This is a genomic window from Agrobacterium sp. MCAB5 (assembly GCF_052114365.1).
GTDB lineage: Bacteria > Pseudomonadota > Alphaproteobacteria > Rhizobiales > Rhizobiaceae > Agrobacterium > Agrobacterium tumefaciens.
In genome coordinates, this window is sequence record NZ_JBFREP010000001.1 from 247,115 (window position 1) to 272,421 (window position 25,307).

At 58.4% G+C, this 25,307-nt stretch carries 24 protein-coding genes; 17 read left to right on the forward strand and 7 right to left on the reverse strand.

The window, feature by feature from the left end; all coding sequences use genetic code 11:
- Nucleotides 1-136 precede the first annotated feature (136 nt).
- Complete coding sequence (gene dnaN / locus AB4Z23_RS01240) at nucleotides 137-1,255, reverse strand: DNA polymerase III subunit beta (protein WP_003514704.1); 1,119 nt, start codon at nucleotides 1,253-1,255, stop codon at nucleotides 137-139.
- Nucleotides 1,256-1,522: 267 nt separating this feature from the next.
- Here dnaN and rsmI point away from each other — a divergent pair, with 267 nt between their 5' ends.
- The 10 genes from rsmI (at nucleotide 1,523) to AB4Z23_RS01290 (ending at nucleotide 11,395) form a co-directional block, all read left to right on the forward strand.
- A complete protein-coding gene (gene rsmI, locus AB4Z23_RS01245; RefSeq protein WP_003514706.1) occupies nucleotides 1,523-2,464 on the forward strand; it encodes a 16S rRNA (cytidine(1402)-2'-O)-methyltransferase in 942 nt (313 codons plus the stop codon).
- Nucleotides 2,454-2,822, forward strand: a complete 369-nt coding sequence (locus AB4Z23_RS01250; protein ID WP_019564450.1) for a YraN family protein — start codon at nucleotides 2,454-2,456, stop codon at nucleotides 2,820-2,822. Before rsmI ends, AB4Z23_RS01250 begins: the two co-directional genes overlap by 11 nt.
- 11 nt (nucleotides 2,823-2,833) lie before the next feature.
- Nucleotides 2,834-3,394 (forward strand): sugar O-acetyltransferase, encoded by a 561-nt coding sequence (locus tag AB4Z23_RS01255; RefSeq protein WP_026330655.1) that lies wholly within the window; start codon nucleotides 2,834-2,836, stop codon nucleotides 3,392-3,394.
- 133 nt (nucleotides 3,395-3,527) lie between these two features.
- Nucleotides 3,528-4,826 (forward strand): extracellular solute-binding protein, encoded by a 1,299-nt coding sequence (locus AB4Z23_RS01260; RefSeq protein WP_003514712.1) that lies wholly within the window; start codon nucleotides 3,528-3,530, stop codon nucleotides 4,824-4,826.
- A gap of 83 nt (nucleotides 4,827-4,909) precedes the next feature.
- Nucleotides 4,910-5,884, forward strand: a complete 975-nt coding sequence (locus tag AB4Z23_RS01265; protein ID WP_174002575.1) for an ABC transporter permease subunit — start codon at nucleotides 4,910-4,912, stop codon at nucleotides 5,882-5,884.
- 11 nt (nucleotides 5,885-5,895) lie between these two features.
- The gene (gene ugpE, locus AB4Z23_RS01270; protein ID WP_025592232.1) at nucleotides 5,896-6,738 is read left to right on the forward strand and encodes a sn-glycerol-3-phosphate ABC transporter permease UgpE; all 843 of its coding nucleotides are present in this window, start codon (nucleotides 5,896-5,898) and stop codon (nucleotides 6,736-6,738) included.
- Between the two features lie 11 nt (nucleotides 6,739-6,749).
- The gene (locus AB4Z23_RS01275; RefSeq protein ID WP_003514717.1) at nucleotides 6,750-7,850 is read left to right on the forward strand and encodes a sn-glycerol-3-phosphate import ATP-binding protein UgpC; all 1,101 of its coding nucleotides are present in this window, start codon (nucleotides 6,750-6,752) and stop codon (nucleotides 7,848-7,850) included.
- A 110-nt stretch (nucleotides 7,851-7,960) separates the two neighbouring features.
- Nucleotides 7,961-8,473: a cupin domain-containing protein gene (locus tag AB4Z23_RS01280; protein ID WP_013635353.1), complete on the forward strand. Its 513-nt coding sequence runs from the start codon at nucleotides 7,961-7,963 to the stop codon at nucleotides 8,471-8,473.
- A gap of 244 nt (nucleotides 8,474-8,717) precedes the next feature.
- Complete coding sequence (gene gshB, locus AB4Z23_RS01285; protein WP_003514721.1) at nucleotides 8,718-9,677, forward strand: glutathione synthase; 960 nt, start codon at nucleotides 8,718-8,720, stop codon at nucleotides 9,675-9,677.
- 185 nt (nucleotides 9,678-9,862) lie between these two features.
- Entirely contained in the window at nucleotides 9,863-11,395 is a 1,533-nt protein-coding gene (locus tag AB4Z23_RS01290) for a YifB family Mg chelatase-like AAA ATPase (RefSeq protein ID WP_421475973.1), read from the forward strand.
- A 116-nt stretch (nucleotides 11,396-11,511) separates the two neighbouring features.
- Here the strand turns inward: AB4Z23_RS01290 and cysK are convergent, their stop codons facing one another.
- From cysK to dut, 3 genes are all read right to left on the reverse strand, one after another.
- Nucleotides 11,512-12,480 (reverse strand): cysteine synthase A, encoded by a 969-nt coding sequence (cysK, locus tag AB4Z23_RS01295; protein ID WP_003514725.1) that lies wholly within the window; start codon nucleotides 12,478-12,480, stop codon nucleotides 11,512-11,514.
- A gap of 156 nt (nucleotides 12,481-12,636) precedes the next feature.
- Nucleotides 12,637-13,254, reverse strand: coding sequence for a LysE family translocator (locus tag AB4Z23_RS01300; RefSeq protein WP_019564444.1), 618 nt, complete (start codon nucleotides 13,252-13,254; stop codon nucleotides 12,637-12,639).
- Between the two features lie 76 nt (nucleotides 13,255-13,330).
- Nucleotides 13,331-13,801 (reverse strand): dUTP diphosphatase, encoded by a 471-nt coding sequence (gene dut / locus AB4Z23_RS01305; RefSeq protein WP_065659813.1) that lies wholly within the window; start codon nucleotides 13,799-13,801, stop codon nucleotides 13,331-13,333.
- A gap of 90 nt (nucleotides 13,802-13,891) precedes the next feature.
- On the opposite strand from dut, the gene AB4Z23_RS01310 reads away from it, so the two are divergent.
- The 3 genes from AB4Z23_RS01310 to AB4Z23_RS01320 all read left to right on the forward strand — a co-directional run bounded on the left by AB4Z23_RS01310 (nucleotide 13,892) and on the right by AB4Z23_RS01320 (nucleotide 17,107).
- Nucleotides 13,892-15,475 (forward strand): peptide chain release factor 3, encoded by a 1,584-nt coding sequence (locus tag AB4Z23_RS01310; RefSeq protein WP_003514729.1) that lies wholly within the window; start codon nucleotides 13,892-13,894, stop codon nucleotides 15,473-15,475.
- Nucleotides 15,476-15,545: 70 nt separating this feature from the next.
- Entirely contained in the window at nucleotides 15,546-16,751 is a 1,206-nt protein-coding gene (gene coaBC, locus AB4Z23_RS01315) for a bifunctional phosphopantothenoylcysteine decarboxylase/phosphopantothenate--cysteine ligase CoaBC (protein ID WP_441359971.1), read from the forward strand.
- Nucleotides 16,748-17,107: an MmcQ/YjbR family DNA-binding protein gene (locus tag AB4Z23_RS01320; RefSeq protein WP_111795045.1), complete on the forward strand. Its 360-nt coding sequence runs from the start codon at nucleotides 16,748-16,750 to the stop codon at nucleotides 17,105-17,107. Before coaBC ends, AB4Z23_RS01320 begins: the two co-directional genes overlap by 4 nt.
- A 23-nt stretch (nucleotides 17,108-17,130) precedes the next feature.
- Here AB4Z23_RS01320 and AB4Z23_RS01325 read toward each other — a convergent pair whose 3' ends face one another.
- The 3 genes from AB4Z23_RS01325 to ubiE form a co-directional block, all read right to left on the reverse strand.
- On the reverse strand, nucleotides 17,131-18,045 hold the full coding sequence (locus tag AB4Z23_RS01325) for a sterol desaturase family protein (RefSeq protein WP_013635359.1): 915 nt from the start codon (nucleotides 18,043-18,045) through the stop codon (nucleotides 17,131-17,133).
- A 164-nt stretch (nucleotides 18,046-18,209) separates the two neighbouring features.
- A complete protein-coding gene (gene ubiB, locus AB4Z23_RS01330; RefSeq protein WP_019564439.1) occupies nucleotides 18,210-19,784 on the reverse strand; it encodes a 2-polyprenylphenol 6-hydroxylase in 1,575 nt (524 codons plus the stop codon).
- A gap of 36 nt (nucleotides 19,785-19,820) precedes the next feature.
- Entirely contained in the window at nucleotides 19,821-20,597 is a 777-nt protein-coding gene (ubiE, locus tag AB4Z23_RS01335; protein WP_080799684.1) for a bifunctional demethylmenaquinone methyltransferase/2-methoxy-6-polyprenyl-1,4-benzoquinol methylase UbiE, read from the reverse strand.
- Nucleotides 20,598-20,740: 143 nt separating this feature from the next.
- On the opposite strand from ubiE, the gene mutM reads away from it, so the two are divergent.
- The 4 genes from mutM (at nucleotide 20,741) to dnaA (ending at nucleotide 25,244) form a co-directional block, all read left to right on the forward strand.
- Nucleotides 20,741-21,643 carry a bifunctional DNA-formamidopyrimidine glycosylase/DNA-(apurinic or apyrimidinic site) lyase gene (mutM, locus tag AB4Z23_RS01340; protein ID WP_421475968.1) on the forward strand — a complete coding sequence of 301 codons (903 nt, stop codon included), beginning with the start codon at nucleotides 20,741-20,743 and terminating at the stop codon, nucleotides 21,641-21,643.
- A 31-nt stretch (nucleotides 21,644-21,674) separates the two neighbouring features.
- On the forward strand, nucleotides 21,675-22,448 hold the full coding sequence (locus AB4Z23_RS01345) for an enoyl-CoA hydratase (protein WP_003514743.1): 774 nt from the start codon (nucleotides 21,675-21,677) through the stop codon (nucleotides 22,446-22,448).
- Between the two features lie 194 nt (nucleotides 22,449-22,642).
- Nucleotides 22,643-22,909 carry a 30S ribosomal protein S20 gene (rpsT, locus tag AB4Z23_RS01350; RefSeq protein WP_003493474.1) on the forward strand — a complete coding sequence of 89 codons (267 nt, stop codon included), beginning with the start codon at nucleotides 22,643-22,645 and terminating at the stop codon, nucleotides 22,907-22,909.
- Between the two features lie 871 nt (nucleotides 22,910-23,780).
- Entirely contained in the window at nucleotides 23,781-25,244 is a 1,464-nt protein-coding gene (gene dnaA / locus AB4Z23_RS01355; protein ID WP_003514748.1) for a chromosomal replication initiator protein DnaA, read from the forward strand.
- Nucleotides 25,245-25,307 lie beyond the last annotated feature (63 nt).

Below are 25,307 nucleotides of genomic sequence, written 5' to 3' on the forward strand. Positions count from 1 at the left end.
TGGCGCTAAAACAAGGCAAAATGTCGTAATTGGAAAAATTCGTTTAGCGTTAGAAATCTGTCTGCGCCGAATCAAAAAACGCCGGTGGAGCGATCCACCGGCGTTTTTTGATTGATTTGAAGAAAAAAAGTCCACTTTAAACGCGCATCGGCATCAGAACATAAAGCGCATCGTCGCCGGCGGTGTCGCGAACGAGCGTTGGCGAGCCCGCATCCGCCAGAAGGAAAATCGCGTCTTCACCGGAAAGCTGCGAGGTGATGTCGAGGAGATATTTGGCATTGAAGCCGATTTCCATCGAATCATTGTCGTAACCGACAGCCACTTCTTCCGTCGCACTGCCGGAATCCGGATTGTTGACGGTCAGCGTCAGCTGGCCGTTGGTCAACGCCAGCTTCACGGCGCGGCCACGCTCGGACGAGATGGTCGACACGCGATCGACCGCACGGGCGAAGGTCTGGCAATCGACGCGCATTTCCTTGTCGTTGCCGGTGGGGATGACGCGCTGGTAATCCGGGAAGGTGCCGTCGATCAGCTTCGAGGTCAAAACGACCGAGCCGATTGTCAGGCGGATTTTCGCGTCCGATACCTCAACAGTGACATCAAGTTCGGGATTGTCCATCAGCTTCTGCAATTCGCCGACGGTCTTGCGCGGAATGATGATGCCCGGCATGCCTTCGGAGCCGGAAGGCGCATCCACATCGGCGCGCGCAAGGCGGTGACCGTCCGTCGCGACTGCGCGCAGCTTGAGGTCGCCGTTGCTTTCGATGGTGTGGAAGAAGATGCCGTTCAGATAATAGCGTGTCTCTTCGGTCGAAATCGCAAATTGCGTCCGGTCGATCAGCATCTTCAGGTCGGTCGCCTTCAGTTTGAAGGTATGGCTGAAGGTACCGGCGGTCAGATCCGGGAAATCGGTTTCTGGAAGGCATTGCAGCGAGAATTTCGAACGGCCGGAAGCAACCGTCATTGTGGAGCCATCCGGATTGGTGGCCAGAAGCACTTCGGAACCATCCGGCAGCTTGCGCACGATTTCATAAAGCAGATGCGCCGGCACGGTGGTCGCGCCCGCCTGCTCCACCATGGCCGGCGTCGCTTCGGTGATTTCGAGGTCGAGGTCGGTCGCCTTCATATCCAGATTGGCGCCGGATGCGCGCAGCAGAACGTTGGACAGGATCGGGATCGTGTTACGACGCTCGACGACCCTGTGGACGTGGTTCAGCGATTTAAGAAGGTTCGACCGCTCAAGAGTAATACGCATGGACGCTACCGCTTTCAACCGTTGCGACCCGGCCACCGCCGGATCGGTAAGAAGAGTCTTGACCGGCCGGAACGCCGGATAATGTGGACGGGCAAAATGGCAGAGTTATTGCAGAAAATGCAAGAGCCGAGTGCATCTGCCGCCGGTCATTTTGCTGCTATACAGCATGATCCACAGCCTGTGACCGCCCGTGGACCTTGTTCGCCGGTTTTCTATTGCCCATAAAGGGGTAAAACTGGAGCGACCGGCCGGGAATGATCGGCCAGAATGATTGGAAGCCGTGTGACGGAAGAAATATCGAACAGCGACGCCGGACAGGCGACCAAGAGCTTCAGGATCGGCACGGCCACTATTCCGGCGCGGCCGTTGGAGCCGGCGCTCTATCTCGTGGCCACCCCCATCGGCAATCTCGGCGACATCACCATCCGGGCGCTGGAAACGCTGGCTTCGGCCGACGTCCTTGCCTGCGAGGATACCCGCGTCACCCGCATTTTGCTCGAACGTTACGGTATCCGCACACGTCCGCTCTCCTATCACGAGCATAATGCGCAGGAAGCGGGACCAAAACTCATCGCCGCTTTGGAGGCCGGAAAATCCGTGGCGCTGGTGTCGGATGCCGGAACGCCACTCGTCTCCGATCCCGGTTATCGCCTTGGTCAGCTCGCGCTGGAGGCCGGTCATCGCGTCGTGCCGGTGCCGGGAGCATCTGCGCCGCTTGCTGCCCTTGTCGGTTCTGGCATGCCGAGTGACGCCTTTCTGTTCGCGGGCTTTCTGCCGGTAAAGGATCGCGGAAAGCGCGACCGTTTTGCCGAACTTGCGAAAATTCCGGCCACCCTCATGTTTTTTGAATCGCCACGCCGCATTGGCACCTCCGTAAAGGTGGCATCGGAAGTCCTTGGCCGCGATCGCCGCGCCGTGGTGTGCCGTGAGCTGACCAAGACTTTCGAGGAGTTCCGGCGTGGCACGCTGGGCGAGCTTGCGGAATATTACGACGAGGACCGTGTGGTGAAGGGCGAGATCGTGCTCCTGATAGAGCCGCCCTCTTATGACGAAATTCCCGATATCGAGGATGTCGAGAGACTTCTGAAGGATCTTGTCACAACCATGCCTGCCGCAAGGGCCGCAGCCGAGGCGGCAAAGCTGACGGGCCTGCCGCGCAAGGAGCTTTATCAACGGCTGCTGGATATGAAGGATGCGGATGGCCGCTGACGGGCAAACGAACAAGAGACGAAAGGCCGAGCGACGCGGCCACGCTGCGGAATACTGGGCAGCACTCTATCTGCTGTTTCGGGGATACCGCATTCTCGCCATTCGTTATCGAACCCGGCTGGGGGAAATCGATCTCATTGCCCGCAAAAAGGATGTCGTCGCCATCGTCGAGGTCAAGGCGCGGCCTTCCGGTGCAGGGGCTGTCGATGCGGTCGGCTTCCGTTCGCAACAGCGCATTCGGGCGGCTGCCGATATTTGGCTCTCCCGCCGGAAGGATGCCGAGCGGTTTTCGTTGCGTTTCGATATCGTCGCAGTCCTGCCACGACGCCTGCCGCAGCATTTCATCGACGCTTTTTGAGGGGGGAGGCAATGTCCACTGAGCGGGAAAAAATGGCTGCGGGCGAATGGTACTGTTGCATGGATGCCGAACTGGACGTGCTGCGCGCCCGCGCCCGCCGTGCCGTTCACCAGCACAACACCGCGCCGCCGGATGAGCGCGGGGCCATGTCGCCTTTGCTGCGGGCGCTCTTTGCCTCCGTTGCGGAAGGAGCCTTTATCGAAGCACCGTTTCATTGCGCTTACGGCTTCAACATTACGTTGGGTGCGAACGTCTATCTCAATACCGGCTGCGTCATTCTAGATTCTGCGCCCGTGCGGATTGGCGATGGCGCGATGTTGGGGCCGGCCGTGCAGATCTATTGCGCCGAACATCACCTGGACCCGGCTCCGCGTTCGCAAGGCATTGAAATCGCAAAGCCGGTCACGATCGGTCGCGATGTCTGGATCGGCGGCGGCGCGATCCTTCTGGCCGGCATCACCATTGGCGATGGCGCGATCGTCGGGGCCGGTTCGGTGGTGACGCGGGATGTCTTTGCCGGGACGACGGTGGTCGGAAATCCGGCTCGCCCGATAAAGCGCAAGGACGCTTGAGACATCCGTTTCTGGAAGAATGGAGTTCCTATCGCAGGGACTGTAATAAATCTGACATAAAACCGTTAAAGAGGCGTCACGGAACGTCTCTATTCGCATCCTCATCCCAATAAATGGTGGAGAGGATTTAGTAATGTTGAAGAAGATTTCCATGGCCGCAGTGGCGGTCAGCATTTCGGCAACGTCTTCCATGGCTGCGACCAACATCACCTGGTGGCACGGCATGGGCGGCCGTAACGGCGAAGTCATCAACGAAGTTTCGCAGAAGTTCAACGAAGCCCAGAAAGAATGCGCTCTGACGCCGGTTTCCAAGGGCTCATACGAAGAAGCGCTTGCAAGCGGCATCGCTGCTTTCCGTTCGGGCGAACAGCCGAACATTCTTCAGGTTTTCGATGCTGGCGCTGCCACCATCATCAACGCCAAGGGCGCTGTCATTCCAGCGGAAGACCTCATCAACAAGGCCGGTTACAAGTTCGACCGCGAAGCTTTCATCAACGGCGTCCGCTATTTCTACGCTGCCGCTGACGGCAAGTTCGTCGGCATGCCTTTCAACACTTCCGCGCCGATCATGTATGTCAACGACGAAGCCCTGAAGAAGGCCGGCGTCGAAGCTCCGAAGACCTGGGAAGATTTTGAAAAGGTCGCACCGAAGCTGAAGGAAGCCGGTTACATCCCGCTCGTCCAGTCGCAGCTCACCTGGCAGTTCACGGAAAACTTCTTCTCCCGCAACAACATCCAGTTCGCAACCAACAACAATGGTTACGACAGCGTCACCGACACCAAGCTGAAGGTCACCGATCCGAACCTCGTCATGATGTTCGACAAGCTGAAGGACTGGAAAGACAAGGGTCTGTTCGCCTACTACGGCGCCGGCTGGAACGACAACCAGAAGCCCTTCGAAGAAGGCAAGGTTGCCCTCTGGATCGGTTCCTCGGGTTCGTTCGGTGGCCTGCAGAAGACGGCGTCCATGCCGTTCTCGGCAACCTTCCTTCCCTACTGGGGCTCCATCAAGGGCGCTGGCACCAACTCCTTCATCGGCGGCGCTGCCCTCTTTGCAATGTCGGGCAAGTCTGAAGCCGAAAACAAGTGCGTGGCTGACTTCTTCCAGTTCCTGACTTCGCCGGAAATCCAGGTCTTCTACCACAAGGCAACCGGTTACGTCGCTATCACCACGGCTGCTTACGAAAAGGCCAAGGCTGAAGGCTTCTACAAGGAAAAGCCTGCCGCCGAAGTCGGTATCCAGCAGCTGTCGCTGCCTTCAGGCGAATGGTCCAAGGGCTACCGCCTCGGTTTCTACCCGCAAATCCGCTCCATCATGGAACGCGAATATAACCGCATCTTCTCCGGCGAAGTAACGCCGAAGGACGCCTTTGACATCATCGAAAAGGAAGGCAACGATCTTCTCGCCCGTTTCGCTAAAACGGCTGGCTGATCGCCCTTTTTGAAACAACGATAGTTGTCGAGCCTCCTTTCCGCCGGAAAGGAGGCTCGCTCTTGGATTAAGGAGGCGCAAGCGTGGCCTATACATCGTCTCAACCGCGTCTGGCCCGGTTTCTATCCGGCCGGTCTGCAAAAACCGGAAAAACGGCGAAGGCCGCAGAAGCCAGCATGAAGCGCGTGCAGTTCTCCTCGTCCTACGTGCCCTATCTGTTTCTGGCGCCGCAACTGGCGGTGATTTTCATCTTCTTCTACTGGCCCTCCGTCCAGGCCGTGCAATCGTCGTTCTTTATCGAAGACCCTTTCGGGTTCGGTGCAACGTTCGTGGGCTTCGCCAATTATTCCGATGCCATCTTCAATCCGGAATATCTAAACATCGCCAAATTCACGGTTGTCTTCACCGTGCTGGTCACTTTCTTTTCGCTGGCGCTCGGTCTTTTGCTTGCGGTCAAGGCCGATGCGGTCGTTCGCGGCAGTTCCGCCTACAAGACGTTGCTGATCTCCGTTTACGCCATCGCGCCGCCGGTTGCGGGTCTCATCGGCATGATGTTTTTCGACCAGCATATCGGGCCTTTCGTCAAGATGGCCGCGTTTTTGGGCTGGGATATGAAGGTTGGCCTCAACTACTTCGATACAGCCTTCGCCATGATTGCCGTCGCGGTCTGGAAGCAGATCCCTTATAATTTCATTTTCTTCCTGTCCGGATTGCAGGGCGTATCCGTCGCCGTGCGCGAGGCTGCCGCCATCGATTGCCGATCGGGCGTGCGCCGGTTCTGGACGGTCATCATGCCGCTTCTGGCACCGACTGCATTCTTCCTGCTGATCATCAACATCACCTATTCGCTGTTCGATACGTTCGGCATTATCGACGTGATGGTGAAGGACAAGGCCGCCAACAATCCGATTACGCTGGTCTACAAGGTCTTTCTCGACGGTTTCCGCGGCAATGACATCGGCGGTTCCTCTGCCCAGTCCGTCATCCTGATGCTGGTCGTCTTCGTACTGACCATCATCCAGTTCCGCTTCATCGAAAAACGCATCCATTACAATTGAGGGAAAAGACAATGTACAAGACAAAACCCCTCGACCATCTGGTGCTGATCATTGGCGCACTGTTCCTGATATTGCCTGTCGTCGTGGCATTCATGACGTCCACTCATACGGCGGCGGAAATCCACCGCAGCGGCCTGACACTCATTCCGGGCGACAATTTCGTCGGGACCTATGAAAAGGTCCTGACGCAGAAGGGCGGCTTTACCGGGCAGATCACCGGTCTCAACATGGTGCTGAACTCGCTGATCCTCGGCATCGGTTTTGCCGTCGGCAAGATCGTCCTCTCGATGATGGCAGCCTATGCGATCGTCTATTTCCGGTTCCGGTTTGCAACGCTTGCCTTCTGGATCATCTTCACCACCCTGCTTCTGCCGCTCGAAGTACGCATCATGCCGTCCTATGAGGTGATGAGCAAACTCGGCCTCTTGAACTCCTACACCGGTCTGATCGTGCCGCTTCTGGCGTCTGCGACGGGCACCTTCTATTTCCGGCAGTTCTTCAAATCCATTCCTGAAGAATTGCTGGAAGCTGCTCGCATAGACGGTGCGGGCCCGGTCAAGTTCTTCATTGATGTGATCATCCCGCTTTCCCGTACCATGATGGCGGCGATCTTCATCATCATGTTCGTTTACGGCTGGAACCAGTACCTCTGGCCCATGCTGATGACCACGGACGAGAGTTTCTTCACCCTGATGCGCGGCATCAAGTCGATCCTGCAAGTCTGGGTCGGTTCGCAAATCCCCGATTACAACGAAGCTTTCGCGCTTGCCGTTCTGGCCATGCTGCCGCCTGTGATGATCGTCGTGATCTTCCAGCGCTGGTTCATCAAGGGCCTGACGGAAAGCGACAAATAAGGAAACCGAAAATGGCCGCGATAGAAATCAGTCAGGTCTGCAAGGATTATCATGGCGGCGTGCGTGCCGTGCATCACGTCGATATCGACATCAGGGACGGCGAGTTCATTGTTCTCGTCGGTCCTTCCGGCTGCGGCAAGTCCACGCTCCTGCGTATGGTGGCCGGACTTGAGGATATTTCCGAAGGCACGGTGAAGATCGGAGACCGGGTGGTCAACCAGGTAGATCCGGCTGACCGGGATATCGCTATGGTGTTCCAGAACTATGCGCTCTATCCGCATATGTCGGTGCGCCAGAACCTGGAATACGGGTTGAAGAACCGCAAGACGCCGAAGGCGGAGATCGATGCGCGCGTGGCCGAGGCCGCCCGCATGCTCCAGCTCGAACCCTATCTGGAGCGCAAGCCGCGCGCCCTTTCCGGCGGCCAGCGTCAGCGAGTCGCCATGGGCCGCGCCATCGTGCGCAAACCGGCGGCCTTCCTGTTTGATGAGCCCCTGTCCAACCTTGATGCCAAACTGCGCGTTTCCATGCGCGGGGAGATCAAGCGCCTGCAAAAGCGCCTCGGCACCACTTCGATCTACGTCACGCACGATCAGCTGGAAGCCATGACGCTGGCAGATCGTCTGGTGGTGCTGAACGGCGGCCGCATCGAACAGATCGGCGCACCGCTTGAGGTCTATCACACCCCCGCTTCCACCTTTGTCGCAAGCTTCATCGGTTCTCCCGCCATGAACCTGCTGAGCGGCGAGTTGCATGGGGATAGCCTTGCGGTCGGGCCGTCGCTGATCGCGCTCAACGGTTTCGCCCCCACCTCCGGCCCGGTTACTGTGGGCATGCGGGCGGAAGATTTCCGCCTGGCGGCGGCAGGTGAGCCCGGTTTTTCGCTACGCGTCGAGTATATCGAGGAACTCGGCTCGCAGCGTCTTATCCACGGCATGATCGGCGACCAGAACCTGACTGTGGCGTTTTCGCCGGAGGTCGAGATTCCGGCTACCTTGTCGGTCGCCATATCTCCGGACAAGCTGCACTTCTTCTCCAGCGAGACCGGCAAGCGCATAGCCGGCAAGGCGGAACAGGCTGTGGCGCAGCCCGTGCAGCTGGCAACGGCCTGAGTGGACGATAAGAAATCGGCGCGATGACTAAAATTGCGCCGATTGTCAAAACCGCTTCGTTACGATCCCGATGATAGAAGATCTCCAATATTTCACGGGGGTTTTCTAATATGCCTTTAAAGATGATGTTCGCGGCGGCTGCGACCATGGCGATCCGCACGGTGCCGATATTGCCGGCCTCTTTGCGCCGGGCAAAAGACGAGAGCGTGGTTAGCGCGTCCTGCACCGATTTGCGGCTGCAGCCGGCCCCCATCAACCCCGACTGGATCATTTCCGGCGATCCTCAGGCGCGTGCGGCGGATCATTCCAGAAGCGGAGACCGCGCCTCCAGCACAGCCATGTGGGATTGTACGGCGGGCGAGTTCCGCTGGTTCTTCGGTTGGGACGAGACCGTCTATATCCTTGAGGGTGAGGTGCATGTGACGGCGGAAGACGGCACAGTCAGTATCCTGCGGGTGGGTGACGTCGCTTATTTCCGCGCGGGAACATGGGCCACCTGGCGCGTGGATGAGTATGTCCGCAAGGTTGCCTTCATGCGCCGTCCATTCCCCACGGCGCTGGCTCTGGCCTACCGGGTCAAGAACAAGCTGTTTGCCGGTCGTTCCTACAAGCTGGCGGCCTGAACTGGTAAAACACTCCGTCAGGTGGGGCTCTGCGCAGCGCCACCTGCGGAATTGTGAAGGTTCAATAAAACTCACAAAAAGCACCCCTCGCAGCAGTTGCGTTTGAATGGTCGCTGCCCTACATCTTCAGGGTTTTCTGAAGCATTTCCGGGTCTCTTCCGGTCCTGCGGGGAATCGCGAACAGACGAGGCAATGGGCACGGCGGAACCGCGAAGCGTCCGCATGCTGCAAGAGGAAGATGCGCATGGCGAAGATCAAGAACGTCGCGATCCAGATGGATCATGTCTCCGGCATCAATATCGCCGGCGACTCCACCTTCGCCATGAGCCTTGAGGCGCAGGCACGTGGATACCGGCTGTTTCACTATACCCCCGAACGCCTCTCCATGCGCGATGGCAAGATCTACGCGACCGTCGAACAGATGGAACTGCGCGATATCAAGGGCGACCATTTTTCGCTCTCGGAGCCGGAGCGGGTCGATCTCTCGACCATGGATGTCATTCATCTGCGCCAGGATCCGCCATTCGACATGGCCTACATCACCTCGACCCATTTGCTCGAGCGCATTCATCCCAAAACGCTTGTTGTCAACGATCCCGCCTGGGTCCGCAACTCGCCGGAAAAGATTTTCGTCACCGAATTCGCCGATCTGATGCCGAAGACGCTGATCACCAAGGATGTCTCTGAAATCGCCCGCTTCCGCAATGAAATGGGCGATATCATCCTCAAGCCGCTTTATGGCAATGGTGGTGCAGGCGTCTTCCATTCCGCGCGGGACGACCGCAATTTCTCATCGTTGCTGGAAATGTTCGGCCAGATGTTCCGCGAACCCTATATCGCCCAGGAATACTTGCCGGATGTTCGCAAGGGCGACAAGCGTATCCTTCTGGTGGATGGCGAGCCCGTGGGCGCGATCAATCGCGTGCCGGCGGAAAATGATGCCCGCTCCAACATGCATGCCGGCGGCCGCCCGGAGCCAACGGAACTCACCGCGCGTGAGAAGGAAATCTGCCGCCGCATCGGCCCCGCCCTGCGCGAGCGCGGTTTCCTGTTCGTTGGCATCGATGTGATCGGCGATTACCTCACGGAAATCAACGTCACCTCACCGACAGGCATTCGTGAAGTGCAGAAATTCGGCGGTGCCGATGTGGCAAGCCTGTTGTGGGATGCGATCGAGAAAAAGCGCGAAGCACAGGATTTCTGAGGCAATTTCCTCGCCACCTGCGTTTGTTCCGCGTGCACAACTCTATACAACTGAAATACACCGTTCGCGCGAAATTGTTCGCTTAATGTTCTTGTTTTATTCTTTGCTCTGTGGCAGGTTACTTGAGAGTGGCCGCCATCGGGGCATAATGCTTTGATGTTGTGGCCGGTTTGCGGGGGCAGGCCATGGTGGCACGGGTCAATACGGTTGCATTTCAGGGAATAGAGGGTGTGCCGGTCGAGGTGCAGGTGATGGTCGCACCCGGAAAAGTCGGCATCCAGATCGTCGGCCTGCCGGACAAGGCGGTGGCGGAAAGCCGGGAGCGGGTGCAGGCCGCGCTCCATGCCTCCGGTCTGGCGCTGCCGGCAAAAAAAGTCACGGTCAATCTGGCGCCTGCGGATTTGCCCAAGGAAGGATCGCATTTCGATCTTCCGATCGCTTTGGGTCTCATGGCCGCTTTGGGAGCGATACCGGCGGAAGCGCTCGGGCAATATGTGGTTCTCGGCGAACTCAATCTCGATGGCACCATCGGCACGGTTTCGGGCGCTCTGCCCGCGGCCATCGGTGCCAATGCGCTCGGGAAGGGTTTGATTTGCCCGGCTGATAGCGGGCCGGAAGCAGCCTGGGCCGGGGCTGGCATCGATATTCTCGCCCCACGCAGCCTTATTGCGCTTGCCAACCATTTTCGCGGCACCCAGCTTCTCTCCCGCCCGATGCCCGCCATCCGTGCTAATCCGGTCAATTTGCCGGATCTGGCCGATATCAAGGGGCAGGAGACGGCCCGGCGCGCGTTGGAGGTGGCAGCTGCCGGTGGCCATAATCTGCTGATGGTTGGCCCGCCCGGCTCCGGTAAATCCATGCTCGCTGCGCGCTTGCCCTCAATTCTGCCGCCTCTCGAGGCTGCGGAATTGCTGGAAGTGTCCATGGTCCATTCCATCGCCGGCCAATTGTCCGGCGGCAAGCTGTCGGACCGCAGACCGTTTCGCACGCCACACCATTCCGCCACCATGGCCGCGCTGATCGGCGGAGGGCTGCGTGCCAAGCCGGGTGAGGCTTCACTTGCCCACCACGGCGTTCTTTTCCTCGATGAGTTCCCGGAATTTGCGCCTCAGGTGCTGGATGCGCTGCGCCAGCCGCTGGAAACGGGCGAATGCATCATCGCCCGTGCCAATCACCGCGTCACCTATCCGGCGGAAATCCAGCTTGTCGCTGCGATGAACCCCTGCAGATGCGGCAGAGCGGGGGAGCCGGGTTTCACCTGCGCCAGAGGCCCACGTTGCGTGACAGATTATCAGGCCCGCATTTCCGGCCCGCTGATGGATCGCATCGATATCCGCATCGACGTTCCCGCCGTCTCCGCCACTGACCTCATCCGTCCCATGACTGCCGAACCGAGTTCGGTGGTGGCCGCCCGTGTCGCTCGCGCCCGCCTTGCGCAGCAGGAGCGTTATGCGGCGGCGGGCTTTTCAGGCATTCGCACCAACGCTCGCTGCACGACAACGCTGATCGAAAAATATGCGGAGCCCGATGCGTCCGGGCTGCAATTGCTGCGCGATGCTGCCGAACGGTTGAAGTTCTCCGCACGCGGTTATCATCGCATTCTCAAGGTCGCCCGCACATTGGCTGATTTGGACGGCAAACAAACTGTCGGACGTATCCATGTGGCGGAAGCCATTTCATACCGCATTGCCGGTGAAAGACTGACGGCGGCGGCATAAGCGGCCTTCCTTCGCCCTTTACCGGCTAAAACAATTGTGCCGCTGGCGGATGGCCGGCGGCACAATCGGTCATTGCGGTCAGGCGCGCGTTTGCGGCCTGACCGAAGAGGAACGGCTTAAAGCCCAAGCCCTTCGAAAAGGGCGGTCGAAAGGTAACGTTCCGCGAAGGAGGGAATGATGACGACGATATTCTTGCCGGCATTTTCCTCACGTGCGCCGACCTTGATTGCCGCTGCGAGTGCCGCGCCTGAGGAGATGCCGACGGGTACGCCTTCCAGCTTCGCCACCAGACGGGCGATTTCAAAAGCGTCGTCATTAGTCACGGTGACGATTTCGTCATAGATTCCAGTGTCGAGGATCGCGGGTGCAAAACCGGCGCCGATGCCCTGGATCTTGTGCGGACCGGGGTTGCCACCGGAAAGAACCGGGCTGTCGGCTGGCTCGACGGCAATGACCTTCACCTCCGGCTTGCGGGATTTCAGCACCTGGCCCGTACCGGTGATCGTGCCACCCGTGCCGATGCCCGAAACAAAAATATCGACAGCACCCTCGGTGTCGTTCCAGATTTCTTCGGCCGTCGTCTTGCGATGAATATCCGGGTTTGCCGGGTTTTCGAACTGCTGCGGAATAATCGCGTCTGGCAGGGTTTCGGCCAGTTCCTGTGCCTTGGCGATGGCGCCCTTCATGCCCTTCGGGCCTTCGGTCAACACCAGTTCCGCGCCCAGCAAGGCGAGCATTTTCCGGCGTTCGACCGACATCGTTTCCGGCATGGTCAAGATCAGCTTGTAACCCTTGGCGGCGGCGGCAAAGGCTAGCGCAATGCCCGTGTTGCCGGAGGTCGGTTCAACCAGCGTCGTTTTGCCGGGGGTGATCTTGCCCTGGGCTTCCAGCGCTTCGATCATGGCAACGCCAATGCGGTCTTTCACGGAGGCGATGGGGTTGAAGAACTCCAGCTTGGCGAGAAGATTGGCCTTCACGCCCTTTTCCCTCGCCAGCTTGTCCAGCCGCACGATCGGCGTATCGCCGATTGTTTCGGTGATGGAGGAATAGACGCGTCCGCGTCCGGGCTTTCTGGCTTCGGGCATGATGCTCTCCTGTATGAAGGCCACACGATGTGTGGCCGCAAGATTTCAGCGGCAGAATAGGAGCAATAGTCTTGTCAGGCCAGCGAACGTTCGTCCTAATATCGTCTGATTACCGGAAAAAATTCACGATAAATCAGGCAAATGCACGAAATCGTTTCAGGTGCTGCGGATCGCGATCATGGTCGCCGTTCCCGCCAGAATTCCCGCCGCGGTGCGGTTGAGGATCGTCAACGCACTTGGCCGTTTCAGGAGGTTGCGCGCCTTGGCAGCAAGCAGGATGTAAGGCAGGAGAACGGCCATCAATACGACGAAGGTCAGCGCCAGAAGTGTCGCATATTCCGATGGGCCGATCATGCGGATGTCGATCAGCGTCGGCACCAGCGCCACATAAAACAGCATGGTTTTTGGATTACCCAGCGTGATCAGCAGGCCGGACAGAAACGACATGGGAATGCTGGTGCTTTTTTTCGCCTTCAGGTCCTGTGGCAAGAGGCCGGCGGTCCAGAGCTTCCATGCGATATAGAGAAGATAGGCTGCGCCGGCAAACTTCAGGACCATGAAGGCCTCCTGAAAAGTCTGCGCCACGAAGGCGAGGCCGAGGATCACGCCGGTCAGGTAGATCATGTCGCCCAGCACCAGCCCGAGGCCCATGAAGAAGGTTTCCCGAAACCCCGATCCAAGCGCCCGCGCCACGATCGCCGTCATGCCGGGGCCGGGAATGGCAGCGGCGATGAAGAGTGCGGTGGCATAGGCAAGAAGGGTCGTCAGCGTCATGGTCATTTTCCCCGAAAATCCGCCAGATCAATAGCGAAAATCAGGGGTGAAAACAATCGCCCATAAAGGGGGCTGGTCAAAGCCCCGTGGAGCCGAAACCACCGGCACCGCGTGCCGTCTCGGATGTTTCGGTCACTTCGCTGACTGTCACCTGCGTAACTGGTGCAATCACCATCTGTGCGATGCGCATGCCGCGCTCGATGACAAAATCGGCCTGCCCCAGATTGGCGAGAATGATCTTCACTTCGCCGCGATAGTCGCTGTCCACCGTGCCGGGGGAATTGAGGCAGGTGATGCCGTTCTTGATGGCGAGGCCGGAGCGCGGACGGATTTGCGCCTCATAGCCTTGCGGTACCTCGAAGACGAAACCGGTCGGCACCAGCGCCCGTTCGCCCGGCTGCAAAGTCAGCGGTTCATCGGCCGGCACTGCGGCGCGCAGGTCCATTCCGGCGGCGCCACGGGTTTCATAGGAAGGCAATTCGAGGTCTGCGCCATTGGCGAGACGCACAAGCCGGAGGAGGGGTCGATTATCATTTTGAACGGTCATGCGGCATTAGTTTGCCGAGATCGCGGCAAGGTCAATTGCAAATGCGGGCCTGAAACGCTAGATACCCCGCAATTCCACAGGATTTGTCAGATGGCCGAAACACTTGCCGAGGCGGTCTCCCGCCGCCGCACCTTTGCTATTATTGCGCACCCGGACGCGGGTAAGACCACGCTTACGGAAAAACTGCTGCTGTTCGGCGGAGCGATCCAGCTTGCCGGCGAGGTGAAGGCGAAGAAGGATCGCATCCAGACCCGTTCGGACTGGATGAAGATCGAGCGCGAGCGCGGCATTTCGGTCGTCACTTCGGTCATGACCTTCGAATATAACGACCGCGTCTTCAACATCCTCGATACGCCCGGCCACGAAGACTTTGCCGATGACACCTACCGCACGCTGACGGCGGTGGATGCGGCGATCATGGTCATCGATGCCGCCAAGGGTATCGAGCCGCGCACGCTGAAGCTTTTCGAAGTTTGCCGCATGCGCGATATTCCGATCATCACCTTCATCAACAAGATGGACCGCGAAAGCCGCGATCCCTTCGAGATTCTGGATGAGGTCGAGGAAAAGCTGGCGCTCGATACCGCGCCGATCACCTGGCCGGTCGGCCGGGCGAAGAGCTTCTGTGGCGCTTACAATCTTGCTGAAAACACCTTTCGTGGCAACGACACGCAGGTGGATGGCCTTTCGGTCAACGGCCCTCAGGCTGTCGCCGATCGTCTGCCGGAAAATGAGCGCAAGGTCTTTATCGAGGAAACGGAACTGGCTCTGGAAGCCTGCCGCCCCTTTGACCGTCAGGCGTTCCTGGAAGGTCACATGACGCCGGTATTCTTCGGTTCGGCGCTGCGCAATTTCGGTGTGCGCGACCTCATCAATGCGCTGGGTGATTTCGCCCCGCCGCCGCGCGATCAGGTGGCGGATACCCGCACCGTGCATGCGGCGGAAGACAAGATGACGGCCTTCGTGTTCAAGATTCAGGCCAATATGGATCCCAACCATCGCGACCGCATCGCCTTTGCCCGCATCTGCTCCGGCAAGCTGGAGCGCGGCATGAAGGCGCGGCTGTCGCGCACCGGCAAGCTCATGGGGCTGACCGCACCGCAATTCTTCTTCGCGTCACAGCGCCAGCTGGCCGATACCGCCTTTGCGGGCGATGTGGTCGGCATTCCCAACCACGGCACGCTGCGCATCGGTGATACGCTGACCGAGGGTGAAAACCTCGTATTCCAAGGCGTGCCGAACTTCTCGCCGGAAATCCTGCGCCGCGTGCGCTTGGAAGACGCGATGAAGGCGAAGAAGCTGAAGGAAGCTCTGCAGCAGATGGCGGAAGAAGGTGTCGTGCAGCTCTTTTCGCCAGAAGATGGCTCGCCCGCCATCGTCGGCGTTGTCGGCGCGCTGCAGCTCGATGTGTTGAAGGAACGGCTGATGGGCGAATATGGCCTGCCGGTCTCGTTTGAAATGTCGCGCTTTTCCGTCTGCCGCTGGATTTCGTCCGATCAGCCGGCGGAAATGGACAAGTTTCTCAACGTCAAACGCGGCGATATCGCTCGCGATCTGGATGGCGATCCGGTGTTTCTGGCGCAGGATGCCTTCTCGCTGCGGTATGAATCCGAGCGGTTTCCGGCGATCAAGATGGTCGCGATCAAGGAATATCACGTTGCCAAGGCGGCGTGATATCAGCCGGATTGCACTTTGAATGCCAAGGGCTTAGTTTCCCGGTTAAACGGGAAACTGGTCCGGCATCATGACGCTTTCAGGCAAACATATTCTCCTCATCATCTCCGGCGGCATCGCGGCCTATAAGAGCCTCGACCTCATCCGCCGTCTGAAAGAGCGCGGCGCGAAGGTGACGCCAGTCATGACGAAGGGCGCACAGGAATTCGTCACTCCGCTTGCTGTTGGCGCACTGTCCGCCACCCACGTCTTCACCGAGCTTTTTTCGAGGCAGGACGAGCAGGATGTCGGGCATATCCGGCTCGCACGCGAATGCGACCTCGTGCTGGTCGCGCCCGCCACCGCTGATCTGATGGCGAAGATGGCGAATGGTCTGGCTGATGATCTTGCCTCCACGATCCTTCTGGCGACCGATCGGAAGGTGCTGGTCGCACCTGCCATGAACCCGAAAATGTGGTCGGCAAAGCCAACGGCGCGCAATGTCGAAACGCTGAAAAAAGACGGCGTGTTTTTCATTGGCCCTATGGCAGGCGAAATGGCGGAAAAGGGCGAGGCTGGTCTTGGTCGTATGGCGGAGCCTTTGCAGATCGTCCAAGGCGTCGAGGCTTTGCTGGATGGCGGGCCGAAGCCTTTAAAAGGCAGAACGGCGATCGTTACCTCCGGCCCCACCCATGAGCCGATCGATCCGGTGCGTTACATCGCCAACCGCTCCTCCGGCAAGCAGGGCCATGCCATCGCAGCTGCGCTTGCGGAGTTGGGTGCGGAGGTAACGCTGGTCTCGGGTCCCGTCACGATTGCCGATCCGGCGGGCGTTGCAACGGTCCATGTCGAGCGTGCCGAGGAGATGCGCGATGCGGTGATTTCAAGGCTGCCGGTGGATATCGCCGTCATGGTTGCCGCTGTCGCCGACTGGCGGGTGGCGGGTTCTTCGGAGCAGAAGATCAAAAAGCAGCCGGGCGATGCCCCGCCTGCGCTGCAACTTATGGAAAACCCCGATATACTCAAAACCGTCGGCCACCACGAAAAGCGCCCGAAGCTGGTGGTGGGTTTCGCCGCCGAGACTCAGGATGTCGAGAAAAACGGCCGAGCCAAACTGGAGCGCAAGGGCGCCGATTATATCGTTGCCAATGATGTTTCGACGGAAACCGGCATCATGGGCGGAGACTGCAACAGCGTGAAGATCATTTCGAATGAGGGTATCGAGGCCTGGCCTGATATGGACAAGGCCGAAGTCGCCAAACGTCTGGCGGCCCTTATTGCGGAGAAACTCGCATGAGCCTTTTCGATCGCAAGACATTCGACAGGGTGCTCGGAGAATGGCCGGGCGTCCGTTTCGTCGATCAGTGGGATTCCCACGTTGCCAAGGTCGGAGACAAGGTCTTTTCAGTTTTGGGTGAGCGTGACGACTGGCGGCTTGTGGTGAAATGTTCGGAGGAAAGCTTCGAAATCCTCACCTCGCTGGAAGGCATCCACCAGGCACCTTATTTCGCCAAGCGCAAATGGATATCGATCTCCGATCATTCACCGCTGGAGCAAGAGGAGCTGGAACACTATGTCCGCCGCTCCTATGAACTCGTTGCCGCAGGGCTGACGAAGAAGCTGCGGGTCGAACTGGGAGTTCTCCCGGCCTGACGGCGGCATTGTCGCCAATCCCTTCAATTTTCTTTCGTGTTTCGCCCGATGATCTGGCGAACCCCTTCTTTAGTGAAAGGCTGAAAAAGCTGTGGCAGAAAGCCCTTTGCGATTTCTCCCTTGATGCCGATGTTGGTCGAGGAAGGGCGATCGGGATTGAAATAGCTGCCGAACAACTGGTCGAAAATGACAAGGTTTTCGCCATAATTGGTATTTCCCTCAGGCAGCTCTTTGGAGTGGTGCCAACGGTGCAGCCGGGGCGTGCTGAACACGTAGTCCAGAGGCCCGGTTTTCATATCCACATTGCAATGGGTCAGAATGCCGATGAAGGCGGTCACAGCCGCGAGCCACCAAAACACCTGCAACGGCGCGCCCATGAGATAAAGCGGAATCTGGCTGAGCGCGATCTTGAACAGCGAGTCGGCCACATGAAAACGGCCCGTATTGACGACCCAAAGGCGGACAACGCTGTGATGAAGCGCGTGAAAACGCCAGAAGAACACCGTTTCATGGGCGATACGGTGCGCCCAGTAGAGACCGAATTCAGCTATCATCAGGGCGAGCGTGACCTGAACAACCATCGGCAACTGAGAAGGCCACAGGTCGAATTTCATGGCCGCCAAAGGTTGCAGAAAAATGGCTGTCAGCATTGGAAAGAGCACCGCTGCCGTGGCAGCAAGCTGAACAAGCCCCTTGGTCAAGAGCGTGTGGGCGATATTGTTGACGGTTTCACCATCAGACTGAAGCCATTCCGTCTCATAGGGAATGTAACGCTCAAGAAGAAACAGGCTGGCCACCGCGCCCGCGTAGACGGCGAGGAATGTGGTGATCGGATGCTCACTCGAAAAAGCGAAATAAGCCCCGGTAAGACCGAGAAAAAACACCATGGGCCACGAGCAATAGGTAAGGACCCGTTTTACGGCTTCATTTTTTGCCATCAATCTCAATTCCCGTCCGGCAATCATCTAACTTTCAATCAAGATCAGGTCATTATCCTCGATATGTTGCAGCAGCATGGTACGCATCTATCAAACTGGAAGACCGGCGATTTTTCGGTTCGAAAGTGTGCCGCACCGGCGTGAGCGCCGAGTTTGAATATCGTTTAGCTGATCCTGATCGCGATATAGAGAAGCGTGAGCGCAATCACCCAGAGCGCCGCCCGGCCCCATTTGGTGTGGCGCGCTTCCGCCTTGCCGATCGCTTCCGCGGTCTGGGCGTCGAAACGCAGGCCGTTCTCGCTCATATACACCAGGTCGGAATGCAGCTTCTCCGTCTTGGCAGCGATCTCGGGGGCCGCTTCCGCAAGCTTGAGAGCCGCCTTCACGCCGTCCTTCAGATCGGTGACAATGCGTTTCGGGCCAAGATTGTCCCTTATCCAGCCGCTGACGACCGGATCGGCCGCTTTCCACATGTTGAAACGCGGATTGAGCATGCGGGATACGCCTTCCACCACCACCATGGTCTTTTGCAGCATCACCAGTTCCGGGCGCGTTTCCATGTCGAAGAGCTCGGTAACTTCGAACAGCAGCGTCAGCAATTTGCCCATGGAGATCGTCTCGGCCGGCTGGCCGTGGATCGGTTCGCCGATGGCGCGGATCGCCTGCGCAAAGCTGGCTTTATCGTGATGGCCCGGCACATAACCGGCCTCGAAATGCACCTCCGCGACGCGCATGTAATCGCGGGTGATGAAGCCGTAGAGGATTTCGGCAAGGAACCTGCGTTCTTTTTTGCCCAGCCGCCCGGCAATGCCCATATCCACGGCTACGATCATGCCCTGCGGATCGACAAAGAGATTGCCGGGGTGCATGTCGGCATGGAAAAAGCCGTCGCGCAACGTGTGCCGCAGGAAGGACTGGATGAGGGTATCAGCCAGCTTGTTCAGATCGTGGCCGGCAGCCTTCAGTCCCTCAATATCCGACATCTTGACGCCGTCGATCCATTCCATGGTGACGACATCGCGGCCGGTGCGTTCCCAATCTACCTCCGGAACGCGGAATCCGGGGTCTTCTTTGGTATTTTCGGCAAGTTCGGAAAGGGCGGCGGCCTCAAGCCGCAGATCCATCTCGATCTTGGTTGTCTGTTCCAGCGTGCGAGTGACTTCCACCGGCCGCAGGCGGCGGGCAGAGCGGACGAAACGCTGTTGCAGGTCGGCGATCAGATACATCGCCTCCAGATCGTTCTGGAAGCGCTGGCGAACGCCGGGGCGAATGACCTTGACGGCGACCTTGCGCGGCCCTTTCGGCGTATCCACTATCGCCGGGTGAACCTGGGCGATGGAAGCGGCGGCGATCGGATCGCCAAATTCCCTGTAGAGTTCCGAAACAGACCGCCCGAGCGAACCTTCGATGTTAGCCTTGGCCGCGGCTGCGGGGAAAAATGCCATGCGGTCCTGCAGGCTCGCAAGATCGTCGGCGAAGTCGGCGCCGACGACATCCGGCCTTGTGGCCAGAAACTGTCCCATCTTCACATAGGACGGGCCAAGCCGCTCGACAGCTACCGCCAGCCGGTCGCTACGCTGCGCCCGCTTGGCCTTGCTGCGGGCGAATGGCTTCAGCAATGCCTTCATCACTTGCGCGGAGGCAGGAAGGTCATCGGATGGCAAGGCCAGCACGACGCCTTCGCGCACGAGAACCCAGCCAACCCTTGCGAGGCGGAAATATGCGCCCAAAGTGCTCATGCTTATGCTTGTCTCCTGCTTTTGCCGGGCATGGTCTTAAAGCTTCCAGCCGGAATGCAGGGCGGCGATACCGCCGGTGTAATTGGTATAGGTCACGCGCGAAAAGCCGGCGGTACGGATCATCGTCGCGAAATCCTCCTGATTGGGGAATTTGCGGATAGACTCGACCAGATATTGATAGGGCTCGGCATCCCCGGTGATCATCTTGCCGAATTGCGGAATGGCGTTGAACGACCATGCATCATAGACGCGGTCGAGTAGCGGCATTTCCACTTCGGAAAATTCCAGCACCAGCAGTCGCCCGCCACGTTTCAGCACGCGGTAGGCTTCTTTCAGCGCGACGTCGATGCGCGGTACGTTGCGAATGCCGAAGGCGACCGTATAGGCGTCGAAGGTATTCGCCTCGAAGGGCAGCTCCTCGGCATTGGCTTCAACGAAGGTCAGATTGTCGGAGAGCTTTCGTTTTGCAGCGCGCTCCTCGCCAACGGCAAGCATCGAGCCGTTGATATCGAGAACGGTGGCATGCGCCAGACGGTTGGAGGCTTCCACGATGCGGAAAGCGATATCGCCGGTGCCACCAGCTACGTCAAGCACCTTATAAGAGGCGTCCTTGCGCGGTGAAAGCGAGGACACCATGGCGTCCTTCCACAGCCGGTGCAGGCCGGCCGACATCACGTCGTTCATAATGTCGTAGCGCTTGGCCACCTTGTGGAAGACATCGTTGACCAGCCCCTGCTTTTTGCCTTCGTCCACTTTGTGGAAGCCATAGGACGTTTCCATGCCGCCTTGGGCAGTGGTACGGGCGTCGGTCATCGTCTGTCTCCATATTAATTGCGTGGCGGACCATAGCGGAAACGCCATGGCGACGCTATCTGTTGCCGCATCGCCTGGGCGCGACATTTCGCGTGCATTGTATAGACCACATGGTCCTAACGATAAACTGCCGGATAAGCCAGATGCCAGAATTGCCAGAAGTCGAAACCGTTAGACGCGGCCTCGCGCCCACCATGGAAGGGGCAAGAATCCGCAAGCTCCACCTTGGCCGTCCCGATCTGCGCTTTCCGTTCCCGGAGGACTTCGCGGGCCTGATCGAGGGCAGGACGATCATATCGCTCGGGCGCAGGGCGAAGTATCTCTTGATAGAGCTGGAAGACGGGCTGACGATCGTTGCCCATCTTGGAATGTCCGGCTCGTTCCGTATCGAGGCGGCGGCGGATGAGGCGGGAAATAGGAACGCGCCCGGCGCGTTTCATTATGCCCGCTCGAAGGACGGCAAGCACGATCATGTCGTCTTTCATCTGGATAAGGGCGAAAAGCGCATCTGCGTCATCTATAATGACCCGCGCCGCTTCGGCTTCATGCATCTGGTGGAGCGCAACAAGCTCGACCTCTACCCCGCTTTTGCGGGGCTGGGACCGGAACCGACCGGCAACGCGCTGAGCGCGGATTATCTCGCGAGCCGGTTCCAGGGTAAAAGCCAGCCGTTAAAAAGCACGCTGCTGGACCAGAAGGTCATTGCGGGCCTTGGCAATATCTATGTCTGTGAGGCGCTGTGGCGTGCCCATCTCTCGCCTTTGCGGGCGGCGGGAACGCTGGTGACCAAAACCGGAGAGCCGCAGCCGCAGCTCATCAATCTCACGGAGAAGATCCGGGACGTGATCGCGGACGCAATCGCCGCTGGCGGCTCTTCCCTGCGCGACCATATACAGACGGACGGAACGCTCGGTTATTTCCAGCATTCCTTTTCAGTCTACGATCAGGAAGGCCAGCCTTGCCGTACACCCGGCTGCGGGGGTACGGTTGAAAGGATAGTGCAGGCCGGTCGTTCGACCTTTTATTGCGCGGCCTGCCAGAAGTAGCTGAGGCGGAATAATGGCGAGGGAGACTGCCGTGGATTATGAAACGATACTGGTCGAGAAACGCGACGAGGTGGGCGTCATCACGCTCAACCGGCCCAAGGCGCTCAACGCCCTCAATTCGGTGCTTCTGAAGGAGCTGCGGCACATTCTCTCCTCATTCTCTGCTGACGATTCCATCGGCGCGATCATTATAACGGGGTCGGAAAAGGCATTTGCCGCTGGCGCGGACATCAAGGAAATGCAGGGGCTGGATTTTGTCGATGCCTATGTCGGCGACTTTCTCGGCGGCTGGGACGAGGTCGCATCGACCCGCAAGCCGGTCATTGCCGCAGTCTCCGGCTTTGCGCTGGGCGGCGGGTGTGAACTGGCAATGATGTGCGATTTCATCATCGCTTCGGACACGGCGAAATTCGGCCAGCCGGAAATCACGCTTGGCGTCATTCCCGGCATGGGCGGCTCGCAGCGGCTGACGCGGGCGGTGGGCAAGGCGAAGGCGATGGATCTGGTTCTGACCGGCCGCATGATGGATGCAGCCGAGGCAGAGCGCGCCGGCCTCGTTTCGCGGATCGTCCCCGCGGCAAATCTCATGGATGAGGCGGTGGATGCCGCCACGCGCATCGCCTCGCTGTCGCGCGCTTCCGTTCTCATGGCCAAGGAAAGTGTCAATCGATCCTTCGAGGTTCCTCTTTCGGAAGGGCTGAGATATGAAAGGCGATCCTTTCAGTCGCTCTTTGCAACAGCGGATCAGAAGGAGGGCATGGCGGCCTTCGTTGAAAAGCGCAAACCCGCTTTCCGGAATCGCTAAGGATTCGGAATATCGGCGTTTTCCGCCATTTGCGCGTTGACGGGCGTACGCTTTAGCGGTATATGCCCGCCCACGGTTAAGGAAAGCCATCCGGCTTGTCCGAAATTACTCCCGCATTCTTGGGTTAAGTGAGGTCTTCGAACGACCCGATCCTCTGGTTGCGGAATTTGGTTTGAATTCGAAGAGAGGCATACATGGCCAATACAACTTCGGCGAAAAAGGCGACCCGCAAGATCGCTCGCCGTACCGCAGTCAACAAGGCTCGCCGTTCGCGCGTTCGCGGCTTCATCCGCAAGGTCGAGGAAGCTATCGCTTCGGGCGATCTGGCAGTAGCCACCGAAGCTCTGAAGGCAGCTCAGCCTGAGATCCAGCGCGCAGCGACGCGTGGCGTTCTGCATGGCAACACGGCATCCCGTAAGGTGTCGCGTCTTGCCCAGCGCGTTAAGGCTCTTTCCGCCTAATCCGGCTAATCACAATTAACTATTCAAAAAGCCTGGTCTTTTGACCGGGCTTTTTGTGATTCTAACCCTACGTTAATCATTCCTGCCGTAACGTGACAAACGCGTGTCAGATGAGCGACAAGAAAAACTGAATAAAAACAATGGATTGCCGGAGGTCTCCCGAAAAATGGGAAGCTTTCTCTACGGAAGTCGCAGCCAGTTTTGAGTCAAGAAGATTTTTATTTTTTTGCCAAAACGGGCTATCGAAAAATGCCAAAATTGAATCTCATTGATTCATAAGCGATTCTGCTTCGGACCTTGCCGGTGATGCAAAACGACCATTGCGAGTCAATGGTCGATCTGAGTTTTTGCAGAAAAAACGCCATTGATCTCTCCCCACGATCCTGCCTAAATGCATTTCAACAAGGGGTGCGGATCTCAGTCCACAGATTATCTCGATGATCGTATCGACGATATTCACCTTCTTGCTGGCGGGCCTTTCGAGGTCCGTTTTCTCAGGTCATTGAGCTTTTTGTGCCGTTTCGGTCTCGGAACGGGCTGGAGCTTTTTGTCCTTAAGAATGCGCCTTACAGTTGTAGCGAAAGGAGCGTTTTTAGCGTGTCGCAGGCCTCTCCATGAAGGGGAGGGAAATGGGATAACCGGCTCGCAAACAAGTAGTAGTCTTTGACGCTCTTTCGAGGGGAGTGCTGGAGGCGGGAAATAATACGAGGGGGATCTCTGGCGATCGTTTTTTGATCGTCAGGCTATGATTGGCAATTTGAAAGGCGGCAATATGCAATTGAATTTGGCGATGGGTGCGGTGGCCGATGGGGACCGCGCACCACAGGCTCGTGATGCAGCTTGCTCAGAAGCGGCAGGGGATAAATCGGCAATGAAGCACGATGCGCTGTTTGAACGTTTTAGCGCGCGGCTGAAGGCACAGGTTGGTCCCGAGGTCTATGCAAGCTGGTTTGCACGGCTCAAACTCCACACCGTTTCGAAAAGCGTCGTCCGTTTTACCGTTCCGACGACCTTTCTGAAGTCCTGGATCAACAACCGTTATATGGATCTGATCACCAGTCTCGTCCAAAGCGAGGATCCGGACGTGCTGAAGGTGGAAATTCTTGTCCGCTCCGCCAGCCGCCCGGCCCGCCCCGCGCAGGTCGAGGAACGGGTGCAGCCCGTTCAGGACATGGGCGCTGTTGCGCGCAACAAGTCCTTCATTCCGTCGCAGCCGGCGACAGCACCTTCTGCACAGCCTGCGGCGGCGCAGGCGACGCTGCGGCAGGGTAGCTCCGGGCCGCTGTTCGGTTCGCCGCTCGATACACGTTTCACCTTTGACACTTTTGTCGAGGGCTCGTCCAACCGCGTCGCGCTTGCGGCGGCGAAGACGATCGCTGAAGCGGGTGCCGGTGCTGTGCGCTTCAATCCGCTGTTCATTCATGCGGGTGTCGGGCTTGGCAAGACACACCTTCTGCAGGCGATTGCCAATGCCGCCATCGACAGCCCGCGCAACCCGCGTGTGGTCTATCTGACCGCCGAATATTTCATGTGGCGTTTTGCGACCGCGATCCGCGACAATGATGCGCTGACGCTGAAGGACACCCTGCGCAATATCGACCTTCTTGTCATCGACGACATGCAGTTCCTGCAGGGCAAGATGATCCAGCACGAATTCTGCCACCTGTTGAACATGCTGCTCGACAGCGCCAAGCAGGTAGTCGTGGCCGCTGACCGCGCGCCGTGGGAGCTGGAATCGCTTGATCCGCGTGTCCGTTCGCGCCTTCAGGGTGGCATGGCCATCGAGATCGAAGGTCCCGATTACGACATGCGCTACGAAATGCTCAACCGTCGCATGGGTTCTGCGCGTCAGGACGATCCGTCTTTCGAGATTTCGGACGAAATACTGACCCATGTGGCCAAAAGCGTGACAGCGAGCGGACGCGAGCTTGAAGGCGCCTTCAATCAGCTGATGTTCCGGCGCTCTTTCGAGCCAAACCTCTCGGTTGACCGTGTCGATGAGCTGCTGTCGCACCTCGTCGGCAGTGGGGAGGCCAAGCGCGTCCGTATCGAGGATATTCAGCGCATCGTCGCCAGGCATTATAATGTGTCGCGGCAGGAGCTGGTTTCCAACCGTCGCACCCGCGTCATCGTCAAGCCGCGCCAGATCGCCATGTATCTGGCCAAGATGCTGACACCGCGCTCATTTCCCGAGATCGGTCGCCGTTTCGGCGGTCGCGACCACACCACGGTTCTTCACGCGGTGCGCAAGATCGAGGATCTGATTTCCGGCGACACCAAGCTCGGCCACGAGGTTGAGCTGCTGAAGCGCCTGATCAACGAAAACAACGCATGAAAAAAGCGGCCTTCGGGCCGCTTTTTTATTGGTTTCTCGGTTGTTGATTGGCTCAGGACCAGG